This is a genomic window from Salicola sp. Rm-C-2C1-2, assembly GCF_040196175.1.
Lineage (GTDB): Bacteria > Pseudomonadota > Gammaproteobacteria > Pseudomonadales > Oleiphilaceae > Halospina.
This window is the reverse complement of record NZ_JBEFNF010000001.1, coordinates 977,263-1,000,612: the sequence shown is the minus strand read 5'-3', so window position 1 is coordinate 1,000,612 and position 23,350 is coordinate 977,263. Positions and strand designations below refer to the sequence as shown.

The 23,350-nt window shown below is 59.8% G+C and carries 21 protein-coding genes, 1 tRNA gene and 1 pseudogene; 12 read left to right on the top strand and 11 right to left on the bottom strand.

Translation table 11 applies throughout. The features are described from left to right. Window positions 1-190: 190 nt before the first annotated feature. The gene (locus AAF659_RS04550) at window positions 191-1,492 is read left to right on the top strand and encodes a sensor domain-containing diguanylate cyclase (RefSeq protein ID WP_349750499.1); all 1,302 of its coding nucleotides are present in this window, start codon (window positions 191-193) and stop codon (window positions 1,490-1,492) included. Here the strand turns inward: AAF659_RS04550 and pgsA are convergent. The 5 genes from pgsA to AAF659_RS04525 all read right to left on the bottom strand — a co-directional run bounded on the left by pgsA (window position 1,453) and on the right by AAF659_RS04525 (window position 6,462). Next, entirely contained in the window at window positions 1,453-1,998 is a 546-nt protein-coding gene (pgsA, locus tag AAF659_RS04545; RefSeq protein WP_349750498.1) for a CDP-diacylglycerol--glycerol-3-phosphate 3-phosphatidyltransferase, read from the bottom strand. The two genes, AAF659_RS04550 and pgsA, sit on opposite strands and share 40 nt — an antisense overlap. Before the next feature lie 3 nt (window positions 1,999-2,001). Continuing rightward, a complete protein-coding gene (gene uvrC / locus AAF659_RS04540; protein WP_349750497.1) occupies window positions 2,002-3,846 on the bottom strand; it encodes an excinuclease ABC subunit UvrC in 1,845 nt (614 codons plus the stop codon). Next, window positions 3,836-4,486, bottom strand: a complete 651-nt coding sequence (gene uvrY / locus AAF659_RS04535) for a UvrY/SirA/GacA family response regulator transcription factor (RefSeq protein ID WP_349750496.1) — start codon at window positions 4,484-4,486, stop codon at window positions 3,836-3,838. The genes uvrC and uvrY overlap by 11 nt, the downstream gene beginning before the upstream one ends. Window positions 4,487-4,510: 24 nt before the next feature. Next, window positions 4,511-5,089, bottom strand: a complete 579-nt coding sequence (locus AAF659_RS04530; protein ID WP_349750495.1) for a hypothetical protein — start codon at window positions 5,087-5,089, stop codon at window positions 4,511-4,513. A gap of 86 nt (window positions 5,090-5,175) precedes the next feature. Next, the gene (locus AAF659_RS04525; RefSeq protein ID WP_349750494.1) at window positions 5,176-6,462 is read right to left on the bottom strand and encodes a lactate 2-monooxygenase; all 1,287 of its coding nucleotides are present in this window, start codon (window positions 6,460-6,462) and stop codon (window positions 5,176-5,178) included. A gap of 80 nt (window positions 6,463-6,542) precedes the next feature. On the opposite strand from AAF659_RS04525, the pseudogene AAF659_RS04520 reads away from it, so the two are divergent. Continuing rightward, window positions 6,543-7,957, top strand: a pseudogene (locus AAF659_RS04520) (alanine/glycine:cation symporter family protein). On the opposite strand, the gene AAF659_RS04510 reads toward AAF659_RS04520, so the two are convergent. Continuing rightward, a complete protein-coding gene (locus tag AAF659_RS04510; protein WP_349750491.1) occupies window positions 7,958-8,707 on the bottom strand; it encodes a sulfite exporter TauE/SafE family protein in 750 nt (249 codons plus the stop codon). Between the two features lie 9 nt (window positions 8,708-8,716). Further along, window positions 8,717-9,847: an aminotransferase class V-fold PLP-dependent enzyme gene (locus AAF659_RS04505; protein WP_349750490.1), complete on the bottom strand. Its 1,131-nt coding sequence runs from the start codon at window positions 9,845-9,847 to the stop codon at window positions 8,717-8,719. 156 nt (window positions 9,848-10,003) lie between these two features. Here AAF659_RS04505 and AAF659_RS04500 point away from each other — a divergent pair. From AAF659_RS04500 to AAF659_RS04485, 4 genes are all read left to right on the top strand, one after another. Next, a tRNA-Ser gene (locus tag AAF659_RS04500) sits at window positions 10,004-10,093 on the top strand. A gap of 288 nt (window positions 10,094-10,381) precedes the next feature. Then, the gene (gene betT / locus AAF659_RS04495; protein WP_349750489.1) at window positions 10,382-12,424 is read left to right on the top strand and encodes a choline BCCT transporter BetT; all 2,043 of its coding nucleotides are present in this window, start codon (window positions 10,382-10,384) and stop codon (window positions 12,422-12,424) included. 20 nt (window positions 12,425-12,444) lie between these two features. Continuing rightward, window positions 12,445-14,142, top strand: coding sequence for a choline dehydrogenase (gene betA, locus AAF659_RS04490; protein WP_349750488.1), 1,698 nt, complete (start codon window positions 12,445-12,447; stop codon window positions 14,140-14,142). Between the two features lie 128 nt (window positions 14,143-14,270). After that, complete coding sequence (locus tag AAF659_RS04485) at window positions 14,271-14,666, top strand: group III truncated hemoglobin (RefSeq protein ID WP_349750487.1); 396 nt, start codon at window positions 14,271-14,273, stop codon at window positions 14,664-14,666. Here the strand turns inward: AAF659_RS04485 and AAF659_RS04480 are convergent. Further along, entirely contained in the window at window positions 14,657-15,496 is an 840-nt protein-coding gene (locus tag AAF659_RS04480; protein WP_349750486.1) for a histone deacetylase family protein, read from the bottom strand. The two genes, AAF659_RS04485 and AAF659_RS04480, sit on opposite strands and share 10 nt — an antisense overlap. A gap of 139 nt (window positions 15,497-15,635) precedes the next feature. Between AAF659_RS04480 and AAF659_RS04475 the strand changes: the two genes are divergently transcribed. Both AAF659_RS04475 and AAF659_RS04470 read left to right on the top strand, forming a co-directional pair. After that, window positions 15,636-16,520, top strand: a complete 885-nt coding sequence (locus tag AAF659_RS04475) for a LysR family transcriptional regulator (protein ID WP_349750485.1) — start codon at window positions 15,636-15,638, stop codon at window positions 16,518-16,520. A gap of 97 nt (window positions 16,521-16,617) precedes the next feature. Next, a complete protein-coding gene (locus tag AAF659_RS04470) occupies window positions 16,618-17,028 on the top strand; it encodes a DUF7352 domain-containing protein (protein ID WP_349750484.1) in 411 nt (136 codons plus the stop codon). Here AAF659_RS04470 and AAF659_RS04465 read toward each other — a convergent pair. After that, window positions 16,941-17,567, bottom strand: a complete 627-nt coding sequence (locus AAF659_RS04465; RefSeq protein ID WP_349750483.1) for a YceI family protein — start codon at window positions 17,565-17,567, stop codon at window positions 16,941-16,943. The two genes, AAF659_RS04470 and AAF659_RS04465, sit on opposite strands and share 88 nt — an antisense overlap. Further along, complete coding sequence (locus tag AAF659_RS04460) at window positions 17,536-18,282, bottom strand: CDP-alcohol phosphatidyltransferase family protein (protein WP_349750482.1); 747 nt, start codon at window positions 18,280-18,282, stop codon at window positions 17,536-17,538. The genes AAF659_RS04465 and AAF659_RS04460 overlap by 32 nt, the downstream gene beginning before the upstream one ends. 70 nt (window positions 18,283-18,352) lie before the next feature. Here AAF659_RS04460 and AAF659_RS04455 point away from each other — a divergent pair, with 70 nt between their 5' ends. Genes AAF659_RS04455 through AAF659_RS04440 form a run of 4 tightly spaced genes read left to right on the top strand, consistent with a single transcriptional unit; the run spans window position 18,353 to window position 22,544 of the window. Further along, window positions 18,353-19,354 (top strand): zinc-dependent alcohol dehydrogenase, encoded by a 1,002-nt coding sequence (locus AAF659_RS04455; protein WP_349750481.1) that lies wholly within the window; start codon window positions 18,353-18,355, stop codon window positions 19,352-19,354. A gap of 13 nt (window positions 19,355-19,367) precedes the next feature. Continuing rightward, a complete protein-coding gene (locus AAF659_RS04450; RefSeq protein ID WP_349750480.1) occupies window positions 19,368-19,766 on the top strand; it encodes a 6-pyruvoyl trahydropterin synthase family protein in 399 nt (132 codons plus the stop codon). Continuing rightward, window positions 19,753-21,657 carry a glycosyltransferase gene (locus AAF659_RS04445; protein WP_349750479.1) on the top strand — a complete coding sequence of 635 codons (1,905 nt, stop codon included), beginning with the start codon at window positions 19,753-19,755 and terminating at the stop codon, window positions 21,655-21,657. Before AAF659_RS04450 ends, AAF659_RS04445 begins: the two co-directional genes overlap by 14 nt. After that, the gene (locus AAF659_RS04440; protein ID WP_349750478.1) at window positions 21,654-22,544 is read left to right on the top strand and encodes a lysylphosphatidylglycerol synthase transmembrane domain-containing protein; all 891 of its coding nucleotides are present in this window, start codon (window positions 21,654-21,656) and stop codon (window positions 22,542-22,544) included. The genes AAF659_RS04445 and AAF659_RS04440 overlap by 4 nt, the downstream gene beginning before the upstream one ends. On the opposite strand, the gene AAF659_RS04435 is transcribed toward AAF659_RS04440, so the two are convergent. Then, the gene (locus AAF659_RS04435; protein ID WP_349750477.1) at window positions 22,507-23,322 is read right to left on the bottom strand and encodes a RibD family protein; all 816 of its coding nucleotides are present in this window, start codon (window positions 23,320-23,322) and stop codon (window positions 22,507-22,509) included. The two genes, AAF659_RS04440 and AAF659_RS04435, sit on opposite strands and share 38 nt — an antisense overlap. Window positions 23,323-23,350 lie beyond the last annotated feature (28 nt).

Below are 23,350 nucleotides of genomic sequence, written 5' to 3'. Positions count from 1 at the left end.
TCCTTGATTGAGACGACAGGAAGGATAGCCCATGCGCCCACTCGACCATAGTGGCGGAGGCTCACGACATAAACTGTCGCAGTCACCATCAAACTGACATTGTCAGAGTCCTTTGACGGCATTTTTGCATCAGCAATCCAACTGAAGTAATCTCTACGGTTAATATCCATCCAACAAGGGAAACGTTGTCATGGAGACTCGGGAATTAACAGCCCCCACGGATGCCCGGCAGCAACTGGATGATTTGCACACAACATTGGACAGCATTGGGTCCTATATTTTCATGAAGGACTGCAATGGCTGTTATACCTACGCCAACGCAAAAGTACAGGCTCTGTTTGGCCGCGCCAAGGAAGACATCATTGGACGCGACGACAGCGCCTTCTTCGCCCTCGATGTGTCCAACGACCTGGGTGAGAATGACGAGCAGGTACTGCTCTACGGGCAAACGATCGAAACCCAGGAACGCAACATCATTGCGGCAAGCGGCGAAGAACGCTGGTTCTGGACCATCAAACGCCCCCTTTACGATAAAGACGGTACCATCCGGGGCATGACGGGCGTATCCACCGACATCACCGAGAAGATCCAGCTTGAGAAAGCTCTGCGCGAAAAGCAGAAGCTCCTTGAAACGGTTCTCGACCACGCCCCCGCCTGCATCTATCTGAAGGATACCGACAGGCGTTACGTTTACCTGAATCAGCATACCGCCTGTCTCTATGGCCATGAGGCGGAGATGATCATCGGTAGCCGGGATGAGGACATTCTGCCCACTGACTCCGCGGAAAGCTGTCGGCTGCTTGATGAACGGATTCTGACGACCCGTGAGCGCCAATCCGACGAAGAAGAAATCACTGATCAGCACGGCAATACCCGCATCTATGAAACGCAGAAGCTTCCCCTGCTCGACGAGGACGGCACCTTCACCGGTTTCATTGGTTTCTCCCGGGATATGACTGAACCCCGTCAGCTTCAGCAGCAACTTGAGCGCATGGCGCACGAGGACCAGCTTACCGGGCTGCCCAACCGGCGCCGTACGGAACAGATCCTAGAAGAGGAGATCAATCGCGCTCACCGCACGGGATCGCCCCTGTCATTGCTGGCGCTGGATCTGGATCACTTCAAGTGGGTCAATGACCACCATGGTCATGACGTGGGCGATCAAGTGCTCATTCAGGTGGGGGTCGCGCTCACCGAGCGCCTGCGCTCGACGGACTCGATGGGCCGCTGGGGCGGTGAGGAATTCTTCGTAATCCTCCCTGAAACGGGGCATGAGGGAGCTCAGCAGGTGGCTGAGACGCTTCGCCAAACCACCTCCGCCTACATCAGGGTTGGTGACACCCCGATCACAATGAGCATTGGCGTTTCCGAGTACAACCGGATGGAAGGACTCAGAAGATTCATCCAACGCGCCGACAGCACCCTGTACCAAGCCAAAAGCTCAGGCCGCAATCAGGTAGCCTTGATTTCTTCCCAGGCGGCCTTCAGATAGACGCACATTGACCAAAGCGTGAGCGCGGCCGCTAGTGCCAGCATCACGAGTCCTGCCATGGCAACCGGCTCACCCGGCGGATAGGCCAGAAGCATCACGATAGCCACCATCTGGAAGCCTGTCTTAAGCTTACCGATGAGCGACACCGCGACACTGGCTCGCTTGCCCATCTCCGCCATCCACTCGCGTAGCGCCGAGATCACAATCTCTCGCCCAATGATCACAATTGCCGGTATGGTCAGCAACGTCGAGCCATAATCGTGGATCAGGAGAGCCAGAGCCACGGCCACCATCAGTTTGTCTGCGACAGGATCCAGAAAGGCGCCCAGGGGCGTTGACTGGTCCCAGCGACGGGCCAGGAAACCATCCAGCCAATCAGTAAGCGCTGCCACCGCGAAAATGATGGCGCTGGCCATGTAAACCCACTGGAACGGCATGAAAAACACCAGGACGAACAGAGGGATCATGGCGATCCGTGAGAAGGTAAGTATGTTGGGTAGATTCATGCGTTACTCGTTATGCAGTGCTGCGTGAATGGATTCGGCCAGGCTCCCACTTATTCCTCGCACCTTGGCAATTTCACCAACGCTGGCCTTACGGAGCTCCTGCAGCCCACCGAAGTAGTTTATCAGGTCTTTGCGCCGGCGCGGCCCCACCCCGGGAATCCCCTCAAGAGTCGAGCTGCTGCGCTTCTTATCGCGGCGTTGCCGGTGGCCGGTTATGGCGAACCGATGAGCTTCGTCTCGTATATGCTGCACCAGATGCAGCGCCGGCGAATCCGGCGGCACCCGAAAACGGCTCTCAGTCAGCGCCTCGATCAACTCCTCCATACCCGCTCTGCGCGCCTCGCCCTTGGCCACGCCAATCAGGGTAATATCATCTATCCCCAGTTCCTCAAACACCGCCCGTGCGACATTGAGCTGACCAAGCCCACCGTCGATGAACACCAGATCCGGACGCTTGCCATCACCGGCTTTGATCCGCCGATAGCGTCGCCGCAGAACCTGCCCCATCGCTGCATAGTCGTCTCCGGCTGTTTCGCCTTCAATATTATAAAGTCGGTAATCGCTCTTAAGGGGGCCATTCTCGTCAAAAACCACGCAGGATGCGACCGTGTTCTCGCCCTGGCTGTGGCTGATATCAAAACACTCCATCCGCGCCGGGACCTCGGTCATCTCCAAAAGTTCCCGAAGCGCCAGCAGACGGCGGTAGACGGTCTCTTTATTCGAGAGATGGCTGCGGAGCGTTTCCTCGGCATTGGTGCGAGCCATCTGCAACCAGCGTCGGCGCTCATCACGGACCCGGTGGCGTACCCGCGTGTCCCGCCCCGCCTGGTTGGAAAGCGCCTGGTCAAGAACCTCCCGGTCTGGTATCTCATCCCCCACAATAATTTCTCTGGGGATCTCGCGCGGGTTGTCCTCACCCAGGTAGAACTGACCGATGAAGGCGGTAATGAGTTCGCTTTCAGCCTGGTCCATGGATAGCCGGGGGAAAAAATGCTGGGTGCCCACAATACGACCGCCCCTGACGGAAAGCACCACCACGCAGACGACACCGGCCTCCTGGCTGAGGCCGATCACGTCGAGCTCCGCACTGCCCCCTTCAATGGCCTGCTGCTCCTGCACCTGGCGCAGGTAGTTGATCTGATCACGGAACTGGGCCGCACGCTCAAAATCAAGACTGGTGGATGCCTGTTCCATCGCATCCATGAGCTCCTGAATAATCTCAGGGTTCTTACCCTGCAGGAACAGCCTGGCGCGGCGCACATCCTGCTGATATTCCTCCGGTGAGATCATGCCCACACAGGGCGCGGTGCAGCGGTTGATCTGATACTGAAGACACGGTCGTGAGCGGTTGCGGAAGTAGCTCTCGCTGCAGTTACGGATGCGGAATACTTTCTGGAGGATGTTCAGGCTCTCGCGTACCGCGCTACCGGAGGGAAAAGGCCCAAAAAAGGTGCCTTTATCCCGCTTACTCTTGCCGCGCCGGAAAGTCAGCGATGGGTAATCCCTGTGATTGGAGAGATAAATGTAGGGGTAGGATTTGTCGTCCCGCAGAAGGATGTTGTAAGGCGGGCGCTGGGACTTGATGAGGTTCTGCTCCAGCAGCAGCGCCTCGGTCTCACTCGCAGTAACCGTAACCTGGATGTCCGCGATCCGGCTCACCAGCGACTGCGTCTTGACCGCCTGTCCCTGTTTCCGGAAGTAACTCGCGAGCCGTTTACGCAGATTGGCTGCTTTGCCAACGTAGAGAATATCACCGTTGGCATCGTACATCTGGTAGACGCCCGGTTTTTCAGTAACCTGCTTAAGAAAAGCCGCGGCATCAAAGGAGTCAGCGGTTTCAGACTTCATCGGCATCCAACAGGCCGTATTTCACCGCCTTCAGCGTCAGCTCAACGTCGCTGTCGATCCCAAGTTTCTCAAAAATGCGATAACGGTAGGTGTTCACGGTCTTGGGGCTGACACAGAGTTTGTCTGAGATCACCTGAACCTTCTGCCCCTGAACAATCATGGTGGCAATCTGGAGCTCACGTTCCGAAAGCTCATCAAACGCACTGAACTCTTCGGTACCGCCATTGACCTTACCCAGCGCCATTTTCTGGGCGATCTCCGGGCTTATGTAGCGCTGCCCAAGCGACGCGCGTCGCACGGCTTGAAGCATCTCCTGCAACTCCGCGCCTTTGGTGATGTAAGCGTGAGCGCCACCCTGCATCACCCGGGTGGGGTAAGGATCGTCTGCACAGGCCGTCACCGCAATCACTCGCACGTCATCGTTGATGCGGTGAATCTGCCGCATGGCTTCCAACCCGCCGATTCCTGGCATCCGAAGATCCATAAGCACCACGTCTGGCGGGTCTCGCCGGACCTGCTCGACGGCCGTTTCACCGGAGTCAGCCTCCCCCATGATCTCGATCTCGCCATCGTCCTCCAGCATACGCGTTATGCCGGTACGCACGAGCTCATGATCATCCACAACCAGAATCCGTATCACGCTATTGCCTCCCGCTGACTGGATTCAGTCGTTCATCGCCCGGCGTATGCGATCACGATAAGGACGCACAGCTTTGATATCCGCTTCGGGTGCGTCGGTCATCGCCTTCATCCCTGCCATGGCCTGCTCCATTTGCTGGCGCATGCGCTTGCGCTGCTCCTTCGAGATATTGGGGTTGTTTTTCATCTGTTCCATCATGGTGCTCATCTCGGCCTGCACATCGTCTTGATTGTGTTTTTTCAGCTCCATGGCCGTCAGGGCCCGCATGATGCGGTCACTGGTGTCGGCCCAGTCCTCGGGCCGCTTGAATCCATGCTCGGAAACCATCGCGGCGAATTCGCCATGCATGTCATGGTTGCGCATCTTCTCAATCATGACATGCATGGGGCGGAATTCGCCCTCACGAGCCGCCTTCTGGATCTCCTGGCCCATGCTCCCGAACATATCGGTTTGCTCGACCCGCTCCGCCAGTTGGTCAAGGTCACCCAGACTCGCAATAAAACGCTCAATCCGCGCATCCGAGAGCGGCTGAGCGATCGCCGGCAATGCAGCCAATAGTAGTACCAGGGCCGCAGCAAAGGTATACAGAGGCCTGACCATCATCCGTTTATCCCCATTCGGATCCGCCATCGTTCTGAATTGTGAAACCTAAAGGGAGAGACGGCAACAGCAGTTGCCCGGATTGTTGGTCATGACAGGTTTTCCGGCGAAATCTCGCCAGTGGATGCACAGCCCGCCAGGCCCATGGTCAGTTCAAAATCGGTTTTCAGGTTGCGCAGCACCTGCCGCACACCCTCTTCACCATCGAGGGACAGCCCATAGACCCAGGGTCGACCAATCCCCACGGCTGTAGCCCCCATGGCGAGCGCTTTGAATACATCAGCGCCACCCCGGATGCCGCTGTCCATGATTACGGGCACCCGACCCTGAACGGCCTCCACCACACGCGGCAGCATCTCGAAGCTTGATACAGCGCCGTCGACCTGACGACCACCGTGATTTGAAACCATCACACCATCCATGCCGTATTCCACTGCCATTCGGGCATCCTCCGGGTGCAGTATGCCCTTGAGCACAATTGGAAGACGGGTGTGTTCACGCAGCATGGCGAGGTCATCCCACGTCAGCGAGGGGCGGGAATAGGTATTGATGAACTCCTGAACCGCGGCCCTCGCCTTACCCGAGCGCAGCCCCTCCAATGTGCCGCCCGGCCAGGCCTGGGCTACTTCGCGCAGCACCTTGAGCGTTTCCATGGTTACCCGTGGTTTGGGAGCCCCGTCGGCATCTTCCTGAACAGCCTGCTCAAGGCGTTCGAGAAACACCGGATCACTCGTGTACTGCGCAATACCCTTACCGCGCAGAAACGGCAGATAGGCCAAGTCCAGGTCCCGGGTGCGCCAGCCCAGAACAGTGGTATCGAGGGTCACAACGATGGCCTCGCAGCCGGCCTTCTCGGCACGCGTGACCAGGCTTTTCACCAGGTTATCGGATTTGCTCCAATAGAGCTGGAACCAGCGGGGCCCATCGCCCATAGCCCCTGCAACAGTCTCCATGGGCTGGGAAGCCTGGTTCGAAAAGATCATGGGGACCTGCTCCGAGGCGGCGGCCCGTCCCACCAGCTCATCGCCTTTGGAGTCCACCATCTCCATTACCCCGATGGGACTCAACAACATCGGACTAGGTAGCTTTCGCCCGAAAAGCGTAACACTGGTATCACGCTGCGAGACATCATTAAGCATGCGTGGCAGGATACGGTGCTCACTGAACGCCTCGCGGTTGCTATCCATAGTGTGCTCATGACCAGCGCCCCCGGCGATATAGGCATAGGCTTCCGGCGTCAGAGCGCGCTCAGCACGCACCTGGAGTTCATTGTAATCCACGGGAACGCTCGGGCGATCACCGCTCAATCCGTTTAGATAGATTTCACGCTGGCGATCCAGTGTCGGAATAACCATTTCTTTATTGTTGTCATTCATCTGTAGCCTGCTCTACTGCTATTATTTGATGGCGAACAGTCAAAATACCACCTAACCAATTACCTGCAAGAGTTTGTGCTTTGTTGGAATCCATTGTCGGCTTTCTGAATACCATCTTCTGGAACTACATTCTCGTCTACGGCCTGCTGGGCGTCGGGGTGTTCTTCACCATCCGTCTGGGCTTCCTGCAGTTCGTCAATTTCGGGGAGATGATCCGCGCCATCCGCGGCTCCCGCCAGAGTGATAAATCCGGGATCTCGCCGTTCCAGGCTGTCTGTACCAGTCTTGCCTCGCGCGTGGGCACGGGTAATCTGGCAGGCGTGGCGGTAGCCCTCTATCTAGGCGGCGCCGGAGCCATCTTTTGGATGTGGATGGTGGCGCTCGTGGGCATGGCGACAGGTTACGCGGAAAGTACCCTGGCGCAGCTTTACAAGGTCCGTGATAGTGATGGCCAATACCGGGGTGGTCCCGCCTTCTATATGGCACGTGGGCTGAAAGCGCCCTGGGCAGGGGTTATATTTGCCCTCTCGCTGATTCTTTCTTTCGGTCTCGTATTCAATGCCGTCCAGTCCAACGCCATCGCCACCGCCGTTGAGGGCGCCTTCGGCGTCAATCAGGGAATTGTTGGCATCATAGTGGCCGCTGTCGCCGGCCTGGTGATCTTCGGTGGGCTGCGCTCCATCGCGCGCTTTGCGGAGCTGATTGTTCCCATCATGGCGGGCCTCTACGTTCTCCTCGCCGTCGGAATCATGGTCCTTAATATCACCGAGGTTCCCGGCATTCTCGCCAGCATTGTACAGAACGCATTCGGCTTCGGCGAAGCTGCCGGCGGCGCTGCGGGCTCCATTACAGCCGCCATGCTCAACGGCATCAAACGCGGTCTGTTTTCCAACGAGGCGGGCATGGGGTCGGCGCCAAACATTGCCGCTACCGCCACACCGGTGCCGCATCATCCTTCCTCTCAGGGATTGATTCAGGGCTTTGCGGTCTTTGTGGATACCATTGTAATCTGCACCGCAACGGCCGTGATGATCCTGCTTCCGGGGTTATGGAGGGTGGCACGGAGGTCACCGGTGCAGAACTGACGCAGCTTGCCATGGAGATTCATCTTGGCGACCTGGGCGGTGAGTTCATCGCTGTTGCCATCATGTTCTTCGCATTCACTTCAATTGTCGCCAATTACTCCTACGCCGAAAACGCGTTGGTCTACCTTGGCGCCCGCTCCCGGGGCTGGATCTATGCCCTGCGTTGCGCGGCGCTGGCCATGGTGATCTGGGGCGGCTATCAGGCAGTAATCACTGTCTTTAATACCGCCGACGCCTCAATGGGTCTGATGGCCACAGTGAACCTGATCGCCATCGTCTTCCTATCCGGCACTGTCGTGAAACTCACACGGGATTACCTGGCCCAGCGCAAACAGGGCCACATTCCGCGTTTCCGGCTCAGCAACTATCCAGAGCTGGAAGACCGTGTGGAAAAAGAGATCTGGGAGTGATCAGGGCAGTGCCTGCCATAGCAGGCGCAACGCCAACAGCGTCAGGATGACGCTGAACAGCCGCTGGAAAGTATGATCGCCCATGCGATGGACCAGGTTCAGCCCGAGACGGGTGCCGGCGAGACCGCAGGCGATCATCGCGGCACCCCAGGGAAGCCATTCAAGAAAACTGAAGCCTGCCATGGTGAACACCAGCGCCTTGGGAAGATGCTGAAGCAACATGGCCCCGGAAAAGGTGGCAATGGTGCGGAATCGGTCGCTGTGGAGCTGCTTGATGAAGGCGGCCACAAACGGCCCTGTAGCCCCTACAAACAGAGTAATGAAGCTGGTTACCATCGAGGCCAGCATGATACCGGAGCGCCCCAGCGCCGCCGACGCCAGTGATGGCCCCCAGCAAAGAAACAGAATGAAACCGGCGATGGTGATCTGCCAGACCTGCTCCGGCAGTCGTACCAGCAACAGGGCCCCTGCTGCCATGCCGATTATAACGCCGGGCGCAAAAGCGGCCAGTGCTCCCCAGTCTGCCCGGCGCCAGGTCATCGCGAAGCGTCCGGCATTCGAGCCGAGCTGAATCAGGCCATGCACCGGAACAATGGCCACAGGCGGTAGCCATACGGCCATCAACCCCAGTAGTAGAACCCCACCCCCTGCCCCAAGGGCGGCGGTAATCATAGATGTGAGCAGCGAGGCCGCCAGAAGCAGACCCGCTGTTAGCGGGTCCAAAGAGGGCGGCAGAAATGACTCGATCACGGCAGGGTTTCAGACGCCGAGACCGTCCAACGCTTGCGCAAGCCAGTCAACAGCCCGATCACTATTGCGCAGTTTATCCAGCCCAAACAAGCCAATCCGGAACGTTTTGTAATCATCCCGCTCATCGCAGGCCAGGGGCACGCCAGCAGCCGTCTGCAGACCCTGGCCGATGAAGCCGCTGCCCTTATGGAAATCATCACGCTCTGTATAGAGCACCACAACGCCTGGAGCCTCAAAACCCTCGGCGGCAACGCTTACGAACCCGCGCTCGGCAAACAGCCCGCGTACGCGGCGCCCAAGCTCTTCCTGACGCGCCCGGGTCGCATCCAGACCGTCATTGACCGTCTCATTCATGGCATCCCGGAAGTCTTTCAGCGCATCAGTGGGCATGGTGGCGTGGTAAGCATGACCACCATTGTCATAAGCCTGCATGATCTGGTGCCATTTTTTCAGATCACAGGCAAAGCTGCTGCTGGTCGTCGATTGCAGCCGTTCCAGGCCCCGGTCACTGAGCATCACCAGCGCCGCACAGGGTGAAGCACTCCAGCCCTTCTGGGGGGCACTGATCAACACGTCCACTCCGATGCTCTGCATATCCACCCAGAGTGCACCCGATGCCACACAATCAAGCACGAAGATCGCGCCCACTTCATGGGCCGCACCCGCCACCTTTTTCAGGTACTCATCAGGCAGCCGCAAGCCCGCGGCTGTCTCTACATGGGGCGCAAACACAACCTCCGGCTTGTTCTCGCGGATCGAAGCAACGACCTCGTCCAGCGGCGCTGGACGGAATGGAACCTGACTGCCCTCCTCCAGCTGGCGGGCCTTGTGCACAGTAGTTTCCGAGGCGATGCGCCCGGCGTCCAGAATTTGACTCCAGCGATAGCTGAACCAGCCGTTGCGTACAATCAGGCAACCTGCGTCATTGGCGAACTGACGCGCCACCGCCTCCATGCCATAGCTCCCACCGCCAGGCACTACGATAGTCGCACTGGCATTATAGACGCTTTTCAGAGTGCCTGAGATGTCATTCATAACCCCCTGAAATTCCTTACTCATATGATTCAGGGAACGGTCGTTGAATACCACTGAGTACTCCAGAAGTCCTTCGGAATCAACGATCGGAATCTGCTTTGACATGGTTCAGACACTCCTAAGGCCGAAAAGAGAAGAGCCTATTTCTAACATCTTCCAGTCCTCCCCTCCACCTGAGGAGACGCTTTCCAGCGGCAAAAAGCCTGAATAGTCCTGGCTTTTCGCCGCGCCGCAGAGCCGTTAGAATACGACCCTTGCTGCGGAGAGGTGGCAGAGTGGACGATTGCACCGGTCTCGAAAACCGGCGACCGTGTAAGCGGTCCGAGGGTTCGAATCCCTCCCTCTCCGCCATTTCCAGAGACTGGCCTGCAGTGCGCTTCCCCCGAGTTGGACATCCGTTCAACCGAGATCCGGAAACAATAACGCTCCCCTGCTTTCTTGACTGCTACGCTTAACTCTTAGTTATTCTGATTTCAGCTTATTGGTACTAGGAGATTCTGGATACCGGGTCACGAAGTCCAAATTACGCTCGACTCGACATATCAGATACCAAGATTAAGTACCGATAGCCCAAGGTAGCTTGGGTGGGATAACATCCCGACGATTGAAAACCACAAATAAAAATTGGGGAGTTACCGTATGGATCAACAGGCCCCAGCGGCCGAAGCCCGCGACCGGCTCAATCCAACCGTTTTCTTCGCATCATCCGTTCTGATCGTGCTCTTCGCGCTCTGGACCATGTTCTTTACGGGTTCGGCGGAAGGCGCAATCAACACCGTGCTGGGATGGGTCTCGAACACCTTCGGCTGGTATTACTTCCTCACGGTAGTAGCCTATCTGGCTTTCGTGATCATCATCGCAGCCTCACGCTTTGGCGATATCCGCCTGGGCCCGGACCACTCCAAACCGGAATTCAATATCGTGTCCTGGGCGTCGATGCTATTTGCCGCCGGCATCGGCATTGACCTGCTGTTCTTCTGCATTGCCGAGCCGGTTTCCCAGTTCTTGGCACCCCCACAGGGCGAGGGCGGGACCGTCGAAGCAGCTCGCCATGCAATGGAGCTGACTTTTCTGCACTGGGGCGTATCCGGCTGGGGCATCTATACCCTGGTAGGTATGTCCCTGGCCTATTTCAGTTATCGCCATAACCTGCCACTGACGATTCGATCAGCCCTGTACCCCATCTTCGGGCGCGGCATTTACGGCCCTATCGGCCATGTAGTGGACATCGCCGCGGTGCTGGGCACGGTGTTCGGCATTGCCACCAGCCTGGGTATCGGTGTGATCCAGTTGAACTACGGCCTGGCCGAATTGTTCGGCCTGCCGGAAACCACCTGGGTTCAGGCCTTACTGGTGCTCATGATCGTGATTTTCGCTACTCTTTCGGCCGTGAGCGGTGTGGAAAAAGGCATTCGCCGGCTGTCCGAATTCAATATGCTGCTGGCTGCGCTGCTGGTGATCTTCGTACTGGTCGCCGGACCCACCATCTTTCTGCTGAACGCCCTGGTGATGAACATCGGCGATTACATTACCGGGTTCATCAGTATGTCGTTCAACACCTATGCCTATGATCAACCCACCGACTGGCTCAATGGCTGGACCATCTTCTTCTGGGCCTGGTGGATTGCCTGGGGTCCCTTTGTAGGGCTTTTCCTGGCGCGCATTTCACGCGGCCGAACCATCCGGCAGTTCACGGTCGGAACGCTTATTCTGCCCATGACCTTCATGATGGTATGGATGTCCATCATGGGGAACAGCGCTATCGACATGGTCATGAATGGCGCCGAATCCTTTGGCCAACAGGCGATGAACAATCCGGCATCGTCGATCTACATGTTCATGGAAAGCCTGCCCTGGGCAGGGCTGACTACGATTGTGGTTTCCATCCTGGCGATCGTGTTCTTTGTCACCTCCGGCGACTCAGGCGCACTGGTACTGTCAAACTTCACCTCTATCCTGAAGGATGTGAACCATGACGCACCGGTTTGGATGCGCATTCTCTGGGCCTCCATCATCGGTCTCCTCACCCTGGCACTGCTGATGGCCGGTGGCCTGCACGCACTCCAGAGCACAGTTGTGATCATGGGGCTGCCGTTCTCGGTAGTGCTTTTCTTCATCATGGTGGGGCTCTACAAAGCGCTGAAGACCGAGTCGCTCAAGCATCGCCGTCCAAGGCCAGCCCCGGCGGGCGCCTTCGCCGGCACGGACGTCAATGCGCCCACTTGGCGTCAGCGCCTGACCCGGGCCATCAGTTTCCCGGACTACAATCAGGCCATGCGCTTTCTTGAGCAGACCGTAAAACCGGCAATGGGCGAGATCGAACACGAACTGCGCGAACGGGGTGTGGAAGCCAGGACCAGCGGCTGGGATGACGACCTCCGGCATCTGGAGCTCGACGTGGATCTGGGCGAGGACGGCCTGTTCACCTATCAGGTCTGGCCCCGTATGGCGACCATGCCCGCCTTCGCTATCCGGCCCCACGCCGAGCACAACGACTATTGCCAGCTTGAGGTGCATCTGGCAGAAGGCGGTCAGGGCTACGACCTGATGGACTATACCCAGTCCCAGATCATTGAGGACATTCTTGATCAGTACGAGCGTCACATGGACTATCTGCAACGGTGCCGGGAAGCGCCTGGCGATGTCTCCATGCCGGGCCAACGCAACCAAAGCGGGGAATAAACAGGAACCGAGGGCAGATCATGAGTGAACAGCACTTTGACCGGGAATTCGATTACGTCATCGTGGGGGCCGGCTCTGCCGGCTCCGTTCTGGCAGACAGGCTGAGCCGGGATGGGACCCATCAGGTCTTAGTGCTGGAGTTCGGTGGCAAAGACAACTCCATCTTCATCCAGATGCCCACTGCTTTCTCCATCCCTCTGAACAAACCCCGCTTTGACTGGGGCCTGCACACGGAGCCGGAGCCGGGGCTGCATGACCGCTGCCTTCATCAGGCCCGGGGCAAGGTAATCGGCGGCTCCTCGTCGATCAATGGCATGGCCTATGTTCGCGGCTCTGCCGGGGATTTTGCTGAATGGGCGGAACGCGGTGCCCGCGGTTGGGACTACTCGGATGTACTGCCCTACTTCCAGCGCGCCGAGGACTGCATCTATGGCGCGGACGACTACCGCGGCACCGGCGGACCGCTGGGCGTATGCAACGGTAATAACATGCGTAACCCACTCTACCGCGCCTTTATAGAGGCGGGCGAGCAAGCCGGATACGGCCAGACCGGCGACTATAACGGCTACCGTCAGGAAGGCTTCTGTCGCATGGATATGACGGTGCAAAATGGCGTGCGTGCATCCACAGCCAACGCCTATCTCAAGCCCGCCCTGAAACGCGATAACCTTCAACTGGAAATGCACGCACACACGCAGCGCGTGATCATGGAAGGTCAGCGCGCCGTAGGTGTGGAATACAAACAGCACAACAAATTCGTGCGGGTGCGTGCGCGCAAGGAAGTCATCCTGTCCGCCAGCGCTTTCAATTCGCCCAAGCTGCTCATGCTCTCAGGCATTGGCCCAGCCCAGCAGCTGCGCGAGCATGGCATTGAGGTCGTCAAGGATCTGCCTGGCGTGGGCGAAAACCTGCAGGATCATCTTGAGGTCTGGGTTCAGCAGCGCTGTACGCAGAAAATCACGCTGAACGGTTGGCTCAACCCCATTGCCCAAGGGTGGATCGGGGCCCGGTGGCTCCTGACCAAAACCGGCCTGGGCGCCAGCAACCAGTTCGAATCCAACGGCTACATCCGTAGTCGCGCCGGCCTCCAATACCCGGACCTGCAATACCACTTCCTCGCCGGCGCCATCGCCTACGACGGCTCCAGCGCGGTCAAGGGACACGGCTTCCAGGTGCACCTGGGCGCCAACAAGCCCTACAGTCGCGGTCGTGTCTGGCTGCGGTCGGCGGATCCATCAGATCCACCCCGGATGCAGTTCAACTACCTGACCGAGGAAGCGGACAAGCAGGCTTACCGCGACGGGCTGCGCCTGACCCGTGAACTTTTTGCTCAGCCGGCGTTTGATCCCTATCGAGGCAACGAAGTCTCGCCAGGCAAGGAAGTCCAGACCGACGATGAGATTGACGACTGGGTCGCCCGAAGTGCGGAGACCGCCTATCATCCTTGCGGAACCTGCCGCATGGGCGAGGACGACATGGCGGTAGTAGATCCGGAATGTCGTGTGCGCGGCGTGGAGAACCTGCGCGTGGTGGACTCATCCATCATGCCCACTGTTACTAACGGCAATATCAACGCCCCAACCATCATGATCGGCGAAAAAGCGGCCGACCATATTCTGGGTCGCGAGCCGCTGCCGCCGTCTCAAGCGGATGTCTACTACGCTCCGAGCTGGCAGGCGCAGCAGCGTGAAGGCTCACCTGCACGCGAGGCGAAATGACGCCCAGTCGCCAATGATTCAAGGCACAATGCACCATCGACCCAATAGCTTCCGGGCAATTGCTATGCCCGGAACCAGGTGGCAGACTTTGAACCAGATGCGGACAGCTAAGCTTGGAACCGATGCCCTTGGATCAGCGACCGGAAACCGATCTCGACAGCCCTGAAGCCATCCACCAACTGGTTCAGACTTTCTACGGCCGGCTCTTGGACGACCCGGTCATGGCGCCCGTATTTCTGGAAACCGCTGGCGTCGACCTCGATCATCATCTGCCCACCATTGAGGCCTATTGGCGCAAGATGCTGCTGGGCGAGCGCGGCGCGTACACACAGAACATGGTTGCAAAACATGAAGCGGTGCATGCGAAGCAGCCATTGGAGCCGCAACATTTTGAACGCTGGGGGGCACACTTCCATGCGACTGTGAACGAGCTGTTCGAGGGGCCTTATGCCGATAAGGCGCACCGGGTTGCGGACCGCATCCTGATCAATCTACAGACTTGGCTGCTGGAGACTCAGAGGTAGAGTCGGTATGCCTGTTCAGTCACAATTGCGTGGCGGCGCGCCAGTGCTTGCCGGTCATCGTCATAGCCACCCGCGATAACGCTCGCCACGGGAATCTGGCGCTTTTTCAGGGTATCCAGAACCAGCGCCTCCCGACGCCGGATGCCTTCTTCGCTGACCCTCAGACGCCCCAATGGGTCTCCTGAGTAGATGTCCACACCCGCCGCGTACAGCACCAAATCAGGCTGCCATCGGTCCAGCTGCGCGTGCAGACAGTCGGAAACCTCGTTCAGGTAATCGTCGTCCTCCAGCCCATCCGGAAGGGCCACGTCCACATCGCTCAGGGCCTTGGTGAAGGGGAAATTCCGGCCACAGTGAATGGAACAGGTGACGGCGCGTGGCTCATCCGCCAGCAGGCGCGCAGTGCCATCGCCCTGATGTACATCGCAATCGAAAATCAGGATCCGCTCCAGTCGATTGTGTTCAACCAGAACATGGGATGCCACGGCCAGGTCATTGATAATACAGAACCCAGCAGCAACATTGTACTGGGCGTGATGGGTGCCGCCGGCCTGATGGCAGGCGACCCCATAGTGAAGGGCCAGCTGCGCTGTCAGAACCGTGCCGGCCGGTGACGTCAATGTGCGACGGACCAGCCCTTCGCTCCAAGGCAGATTTACCCGCTTGAGTTCCCGGTGAGTGAGCCAGTTGTTGCGGAAGCGCTCGATGTAATCCGGGCAGTGCACCGCGTGCAGCCAGTCGCGACGGCAGCGCCCTGGCCGGAAGCGATTGGCCGCAGTGGCGATCCCGGTTTCGCTGAGATGCTCCATGAGCAGGCCGAACTTGCTCATGGGAAAGCGATGTGACCCCGGGAACGGGAAGCTGTAGCACGGGTGATGGATGATTGGAACCACAAGAAGACCTTTCACTCAGGGATCGTATAACTGTATAAGGGACCCGAAGCCTTGCCAACCTGAAGGAGGACCAGACGTGCGCCAACGGCTGAATTACCGTCATCTGCACCATTTCTGGGTGGTGGCCCGGGAAGGTTCAATCGCACGAGCCGCCGAGGCACTGGACCTTGCGCCACAGACACTGAGCGGTCAGATCAGTACCTTCGAGGCAGATCTGGGAACACGCCTCTTTGAGCGCCGCGGTCGCCGTCTGCTCATGACCGATACCGGGCGCACAGTTTTCCAGTATGCCGACCCGATGTTCCGCACCGCGGAGGAACTGGAAGCATGGCTGGACGACGCGGATGCGGCACCGGCACGCAAGCTGCGAGTTGGCATCGTGGCCTCAATCCACAAGCTGTTTGCCTACCGGGTGATTGCGCCAGCACTTGATATCGCCACGCCCGTCACCCTCAGATGCCGCACCGGGACCCCGGAAGACCTCACCGGTGCCCTGGCCCGCCATGATCTGGATGTAGTGATCACGGACAGACCACCGGCAGGGGAAGAGGATTTCCGCTGGTATCTGAATCCCCTAAGCCAATCCGCTATCAGCCTGTTTGCGGAACCATCTCTGGCGCAACGTCTGGCGCCGGGATTCCCCGCCAGTCTGGACGCTTTTCCTTTTCTTGCCAGCGCCCTGGATGCGCCCTACTACCAGCAGCTCATGCAGTGGTTCCGCGACCAGGGCATCCGTGTGCGAGAAGCCGCGGAAATTGATGACAGTGCCCTGATCAAGGTATTTGGCCGTACTGGACTCGGCGTGTTCGCCGCCCCGACACTGATCCGCGAGGAAGTCTGCCGCCAGTACCAGGTCGAAGAGATCGCGAGCATTGAGACCGTACGCGACCAGATCTATGCCCTTTATGGCGTGGAAGGGATGCGTCACCCGGGGATAAAGGCCATCTGCTCCGGCGGCTGATCATCAGATTTTTTCGCCATAGAAACTTAGAAAACCTTATTTATTGGATGCAATCAGCCAATGATACTGAGCCTGTCACCAACAGAGGAGACCGGCCATGAAAACCATCCTCAAGTACCGCCTCGATGCCTCTGACAACGATACCTCTCTGACACTGACCGATGGTTTCCGGGTTGTGCGCACCGAGTACATTCCGGCCGAGAACCGGGTTCACCTCTGGGTAGAGATTCCCCTGAAAGCGGGGACGCCCGAGTCGAGGGTGGAGTTCCGGGTCATCGCCTCGGGGCAGCCCATCGGGGATGATTTCGGCTACGTGGGCACCGCTCTCGACACCCATGCGCCTGAAGCCTATCACGTGTTCATTCGGTTCGCTGGCCAGAAGGGTGCCCGCCCACCGGCGTCGGCCTCAGAGAGCAGCCCTCAGAACCAGCCGCCATCGTTGCGATTGGCCTCAAACTCGAACTGCAATCGCACCTCATCCCCCACCAGTTCGTCCGCAATCCCATAGGTCATCCCCCAGTCACTGCGCTCGATCACTGCGTGCGCTGAAAGCCCCAGGGTATAGTCACCATGTCCGATGGGGTACTCTGCCGCCTTGTTCAGTACAACATCCAGAGTTACCGGGTTCGTCTTGCCCAGCATCGACAGGTCTCCGGTCAGCTTCCCGGTGGATTCTCCGGTCATCTCGAAGCCCGTAACCTCGAAGCGGATTTCCGGGTGCTCTGAGACGTTCAGGAAGTCCTCGCCCCGTAGATGCTCGTCCCGCTCCTCGTGGTTGGTGAACACGCTGTCCGCCTGGAAAACGACCTCGCCGTCGCTTACGGTCTGTTTCTCCGGGTCATAGACGAATTGCCCCTCCACTTCCCGGAACATCCCGATCACCCGGGCATAACCAATGTGCATGACCTTGAAGGTCATGGTGAAGTGCTCATCATCGATGGTGTACTTTTGTGGCTCCGCAACCGCATTGCCGCTGATTACCATTCCCCCGGCCAGGATGGCCGCTGCGAGTGCGTTACGTTTGAGAGCCGTGCCCGTGCATTTCATGCTGTCCTCCCGCCCGGTAAAGCCAGGCCAGATCCACGGTGAATGAGTACGCCAGCAGCGCCAGTGCCGGCGCCAGTATCCAGACCGCAAGCCATAACGGCGTGACCGGCACCAGGACGATCACAAGGCTGGCAATCTGCCATACACAGATGGTCTTACGCCGGAAGCTCTCGGGCAAGGGGTGATTGACCCAGCGCCATACCCAGCCTGCGGCAACGAACAGGTAGCGCATCAGACCCAGAACAAGCACCCAGGGCCCTGTGATGTCGAGTACCCAGACTCCCAGGCAAAGCGTCAGGGTAAGCGCTGCGTCCACTTCCATATCAAACCTTGCCCCGAACGCCGAGCTCTCGCGGAAGCGTCGAGCCAGATAGCCATCCAGGCCGTCCAGAATGAGGACCGCGAGCGCAAGTATCACCCAGGCCCACTGGAATCGAGCCAGCACCTGAGGCTCCCCCAGAACGCTCAAAAGGGCGAGCACGCCCAGCGCCCGGTAGAAAGTCACCCTGTTGGCGGGGCCAAGGCCCTGCTGCCCTTCTATCCCGGCCATGACCAACCCCGCAAGCAGCACATACCCAAAGATCGGTACGACCAGTAACCCCAGCGGCATACCGATCCAGTACCAGAACCCGCCCGTAATGACGGCGAAGGACACGGCTATCAGCAGCAGCTCCTCGCTGACACCGTTGCGCTCTATCCCTTTCCAAATGGCCATCTGATCCCCTTTGCCGCAACCCCGCGTCAAGGTCAATAATAACGCTGACCAAAACCTAAAGGCGCCAAGCATGAACGCTGAACCCAACCCTAGAGTACGCGCATTCTGGATCACTGGCCCAGCCCTGGGGGAGATCCAGCCCACCAACCCGGACCTGGACGCCCCGGAGAGCGAGCCAACGGTGGAGGTCGCCACCCTATACACTGGCATCAGCCGTGGCACCGAGTCCCTGGTTTTCAATGGCCGCATCCCCTACTCGGAGCATGAGCGCATGCGTGCACCCTTCCAGGCAGGTGAGTTCCCGTGGCCGGTGCGCCACGGCTACAGTAATGTCGGTCGTGTGGTCCAGGGGCCCGCGGAACTGCAGGGCTGCACCGTTTTCAGCCTGTTCCCGCACCAGACGCGTTTCCGGGTGCCGGTCTCCGCAGTTGTGCCGTTACCGGACAGCGTACCAGCCGAACGCGCCGTCCTCACGGCCAATATGGAAACCGCCATCAACGGCGTCTGGGATGCACAGGCCGCCATTGGCGAGCGCATCGCCGTTGTTGGCTGTGGCGTTGTTGGCGCCCTCATGGCCTGGCTCTGCCAGCGCCTGCCGGGCACCCGGGTGACAGCCGTGGATACGGAACCTTCCCGTCAGCGCATCCTTGAGGCACTGGGCGTACATTTTGACCCGGATCTGCGCAGTGATGACCATGACTTGGTGATCCACGCCAGCGGCAACCCGGCAGGCCTCGACCACGCCATCGCCCTTGCGGGCACCGAGGGCCGGATCATCGAGATGAGCTGGTATGGCGATCAACCGGTCAACGTCCCGCTGGGTGGTGCCTTCCATTCCCGCCGCCTGACCCTCAGGGCCAGTCAGGTTGGCCATGTCAGCCCCGAAAGGCGTCCGGCATGGTCACACCGTGATCGCCTGGAGCTGGCCCTGTCGCTGCTCACGCACGTGGAACTGGACGTACTCATTGACGGCGAGAGCAACTTCGAGGCGCTGCCCGAAACCATGGCAGCCCTCTGCCGCAACGACAGCACTGCCCTTTGCCACCGGGTGCACTACCCGGAAAACCACTGACCCCGAGGATGCCATGTACCGACTGACTGTTCGACAGCACATGATGATCGCCCACAGTTTTACCGGTGAGGCCTTCGGCCCCGCCCAGGCCCTGCACGGGGCAACCTACGTGGTGGATGCCACCTTTGAGCGGCCCCAGCTTGATGACAATAACCTGGTCGTGGACATTGGCCTGGCTACACAGGTTCTCGGAGAGGTCCTGGGCGAGTTCAACATGCGCAACCTGGACGAGCACCCGGACCTTAAGGGCCGCAACACCACCACGGAGTTCATGGCTGGGATCGTCTTCCAGCGGCTCGCCGAAGCGATAAAGGCGGGCCGCCTGGGTCAATCCGCCCACGGTGTAGCGGCGCTTGACATCACACTGAGCGAATCCCATATCGCCTGGGCCAGCTACCGTGGCGAACTCTGAACACGGACTGACCTTCATCGTGCCGGGGGATCCCGGACAGCGTACCGGCGGCTACGGCTACGTGCGGCACCTGGCGGAGGCATTGGAGGCCCGAGGCTGGTCTGTCCGAATTGTGGGCCTACCCGGCCGGTTCCCGGTTGCGGACGACAAGGCCCTGCAAGCCATGGACCAATGCCTGCAGGGCCTCCCTGAAAAAGCCACCGTGGTAATTGACGGACTGGCGCTCGGTGGCCTGCCAGAGGCGGTTGCGCCTCATGCACAGCGGCTTCAGCTGATTGCGCTCATCCATCATCCTCTGGCGCTCGAAACAGGCCTGACGGAGGAGACCCGAGCGAACCTGTTCGACAATGAGCGGCGCGCGCTCGCTAGCATGAGCGCCATCGTGACCACGAGCCGGAGCACGGCCCGTGAACTGGTGGCGTACGGATTCCATCAAACGGACGTCACAGTCATTCCCCCGGGCGTTGCCATTGCGCAGCTACCCGCGCCGCGCGAACGCCGGGATCCGAGCACTCGACTCGAGCTGCTCTGCGTCGCTCACCTGGCGCCCCGTAAGGGGCAGGATATTCTTGCCGAAGCCCTAGCGCCAATCGCCGGCGCCAACTGGCACCTGACCCTGGCGGGAAGCACCACGAGGGACTCGGACTTCACCGCACGTCTCCGCGACATGCTGGCCGGGTACGATCTCAAGGATCAGGTCACACTCACCGGCGAACTGGATGAAGACGCCCTGGCCGCCCTCTGGCGACGCGCCCACGGCTTTATACTGCCCGCCCGCTACGAGGGCTATGGCATGGTGATCGATGAAGCCCTTGCCGCTGGCCTGCCAGTGCTGAGCTCCGATGGTGGCGCCCTTTCTGAGACTGCTGATCGCCCCGGCATCCGCCTGCATCCCGCAGAGGACCACAGGGTCATCGGAGACCATATCCGCCTCTGGCTCGAGCACCCGGACCAGCTATACAGCCAGGCTCGTGCGGCCTGCGATTCAGCCCGCACCCTCCGGGCCTGGTCCACGGCAGCACAGGAATTCGAGAATGCCCTGAGGGTGAACCGCCGGGAACATGGCAGCGCCGTCTTCGAGGCGGACTGGCTCCAGCTGCGTGAGCCGGCCGACCATGCGGCTCGCAGTGAGCGTTTAACCGCCAGACTCGGGGATTACCTCAGCACCCTGGAAGCGCCCCTCACAATCTGTGATCTTGGCGCGGGGACAGGCTCGAACCAGCGCTATCTGGCTCCCCGGCTCCCTGATCCCCAGCAGTGGCTGATGGTGGAACCGGACGCCGCTCTGCGCCCCACCATTTACCACCCCGAAGCGGGCAATGACACGACCACTCGCTGGCTTCAGGAAGAGGTTACTGCGTCGAACCTGGACGAGGTCATTCCGGAGAAGGCAGACCTGATCACCGCCTCAGCCCTGCTCGACCTGATGAGCCCGGACTGGCTTCAAACCCTCGCGCGGACCGCCGCCCAACGTCGGGCTCCGCTGCTGATAGTTCTCAGCTACTGCGGCAACTTTGAGGTGCAACCTTCTGATTCACGCGATCAATGGCTTCGCGATACCGTCAATAACCACCAGCACCGGGACAAGGGCACCGGCAGCGCCGCCGGCCCTGATGCCACAGGATTCCTGTCCGCAGCCCTGAGCGCGCATGGTTTTGAGGTTTTTACCGAAGCCAGCCCCTGGGAGTTGGACCACCATCATTCCGATCTCCAGCAGGCCCTGATGACGGGATGGTGCGAGGCCGCCCGTGAACAGGCGCCTGGGGAGCGGTCCCGCATTAACGAGTGGCGGGCCCTGCGCCATGCACAGGCCCGGGACGGGCAGCTGCAGATACGAGTGGATCATCTGGACCTGCTGGCACTGCCACCCTCCGGAACGCAGCGATCATGAGGCGTTACGGTCGGCTCCTGGTCAGCCTGGTCCTTCTGGGGTTGGTGGCGATAACCATTGAGCCCCGGGACGTGGGCACAGTGCTGCAGCGCCTGCCGGCCTGGAGCCTGGTTGCCGCCCTTGCCCTGTCAGTACCGCAGGTGGTGCTTTCCGCCCTGCGCTGGCGTTATACCGCCCACCGTTTGGGCCTGCCTCTGGAGGCTCAGGAGAGTGTCATCGCTTATTACCGGGCAACACTGGTCAACCAGGTCATGCCGGGCGGGGTTCTGGGTGACGTAGAGCGCGCCTGGCGCGTCCGGCATCCGCAAGCACGTACCAGCGCGGCGGCCCACAGCGTGCTGCTTGAGCGCCTCTCCGGCCAGCTGGCCCTTCTGCTCACCATTGTTGCACTCGTGGCCATGGCACCGCCCTTTGCGTTACCAGACACGGGCCTTAGCGGCCGATGGGGCTGTAGTCTTGCCGTGGGCCTGCTTTTGATGCTCGCCGCACTGCGCCTGCCGGGTATACGGGACTATAGCGCCCTCCTGCGTAGTGATATCTGTGCTTCGCTGCTGCGCTGGCCCGCGCCTGTCATCCAGCTTGGTCTATCCGCAGCCGTGGTGGCTACCTACTTCGCCACCCTGGCACTGCTCGATGCCGGCATCGCCAGTCAGGCGCTCACACTGGAAAAGCTCGCCCTGCATGCCTGCCTTCTTCTGAGCATGGTACTGCCAGTAAGCATTGCGGGTTGGGGTGTTCGCGAAGGGGTTGCGGCGGCGCTCTGGCCCCTGGCCGGCTTTCCCGCCAGCGAGGGTGTGGCGCTCAGCATTGCCTATGGGGTGGCCATCCTTGTGGGCAGTCTGCCAGGCCTTATTCCTGCACCCGGTGAGCCGCCCCGGAACGCCTGAGATCAAGGTCAAACAGCACGTCACTGCCAAGATTCACCACCTGGGCCTCGGGCCAGATGGCATCCTGTAACCGGTCGACCGCAGGAAGCGTGAAGGCCGGATAGCCGCTGCCAATGATCATGGGTGCGACCATTACATGCAGGCGGTCAAGCCGGCCGGCCGTCAGGAACGCCGAAACCGTTCTGCCGCCGCCTTCCACAAAGACACGCGTGAGGCCGAAACGCGCCAGCACTGCCAGAACGCGATCCGGATCAATGGTCTCGCACTCCGGATCCAAGCAGGGAACGCGAGTAACACCGGCTTCTGGGCAGGGCCGGTCACGCTCCGGAATGGCATCCCCCGCTACCAGATGAAGGGTGGGTGCGCCTTCATCGGCAAGTAGATGGTGATCAACGGGCAAACGATCCCTGCGGTCCACAACCACGCGCACGGGCTGCGCTCCGGCCACACGCCTGACCGTGAGACGGGGATTATCCTCAAGCGCGGTTCCGGCGCCCACCACAACGGCATCGGCGACCGCCCGTAGCCGGTGCAGATGGGTCAGCCCATCATCCCCGTTAATATAACGGGAGGCGCCCGAAGCCGTGGCAATACGGCCATCCAGGCTCTGCCCCAGCTGCCCGATCACCCAGCCGCTGTCTCCAGGGCAGAGAGGCCGGAACACGCGCAGGAGCTGTTCCGCCCACGATGGCTCAGTGTATGCCACGTCTTCGGGTAGAGTCCGCCGCCTGACTCCGGCTCCCAGTATCATTTCCCAGACTCGTTCAATGGTCTGCATAGAACTCTGCCAGCCTTTACGCGGGCAA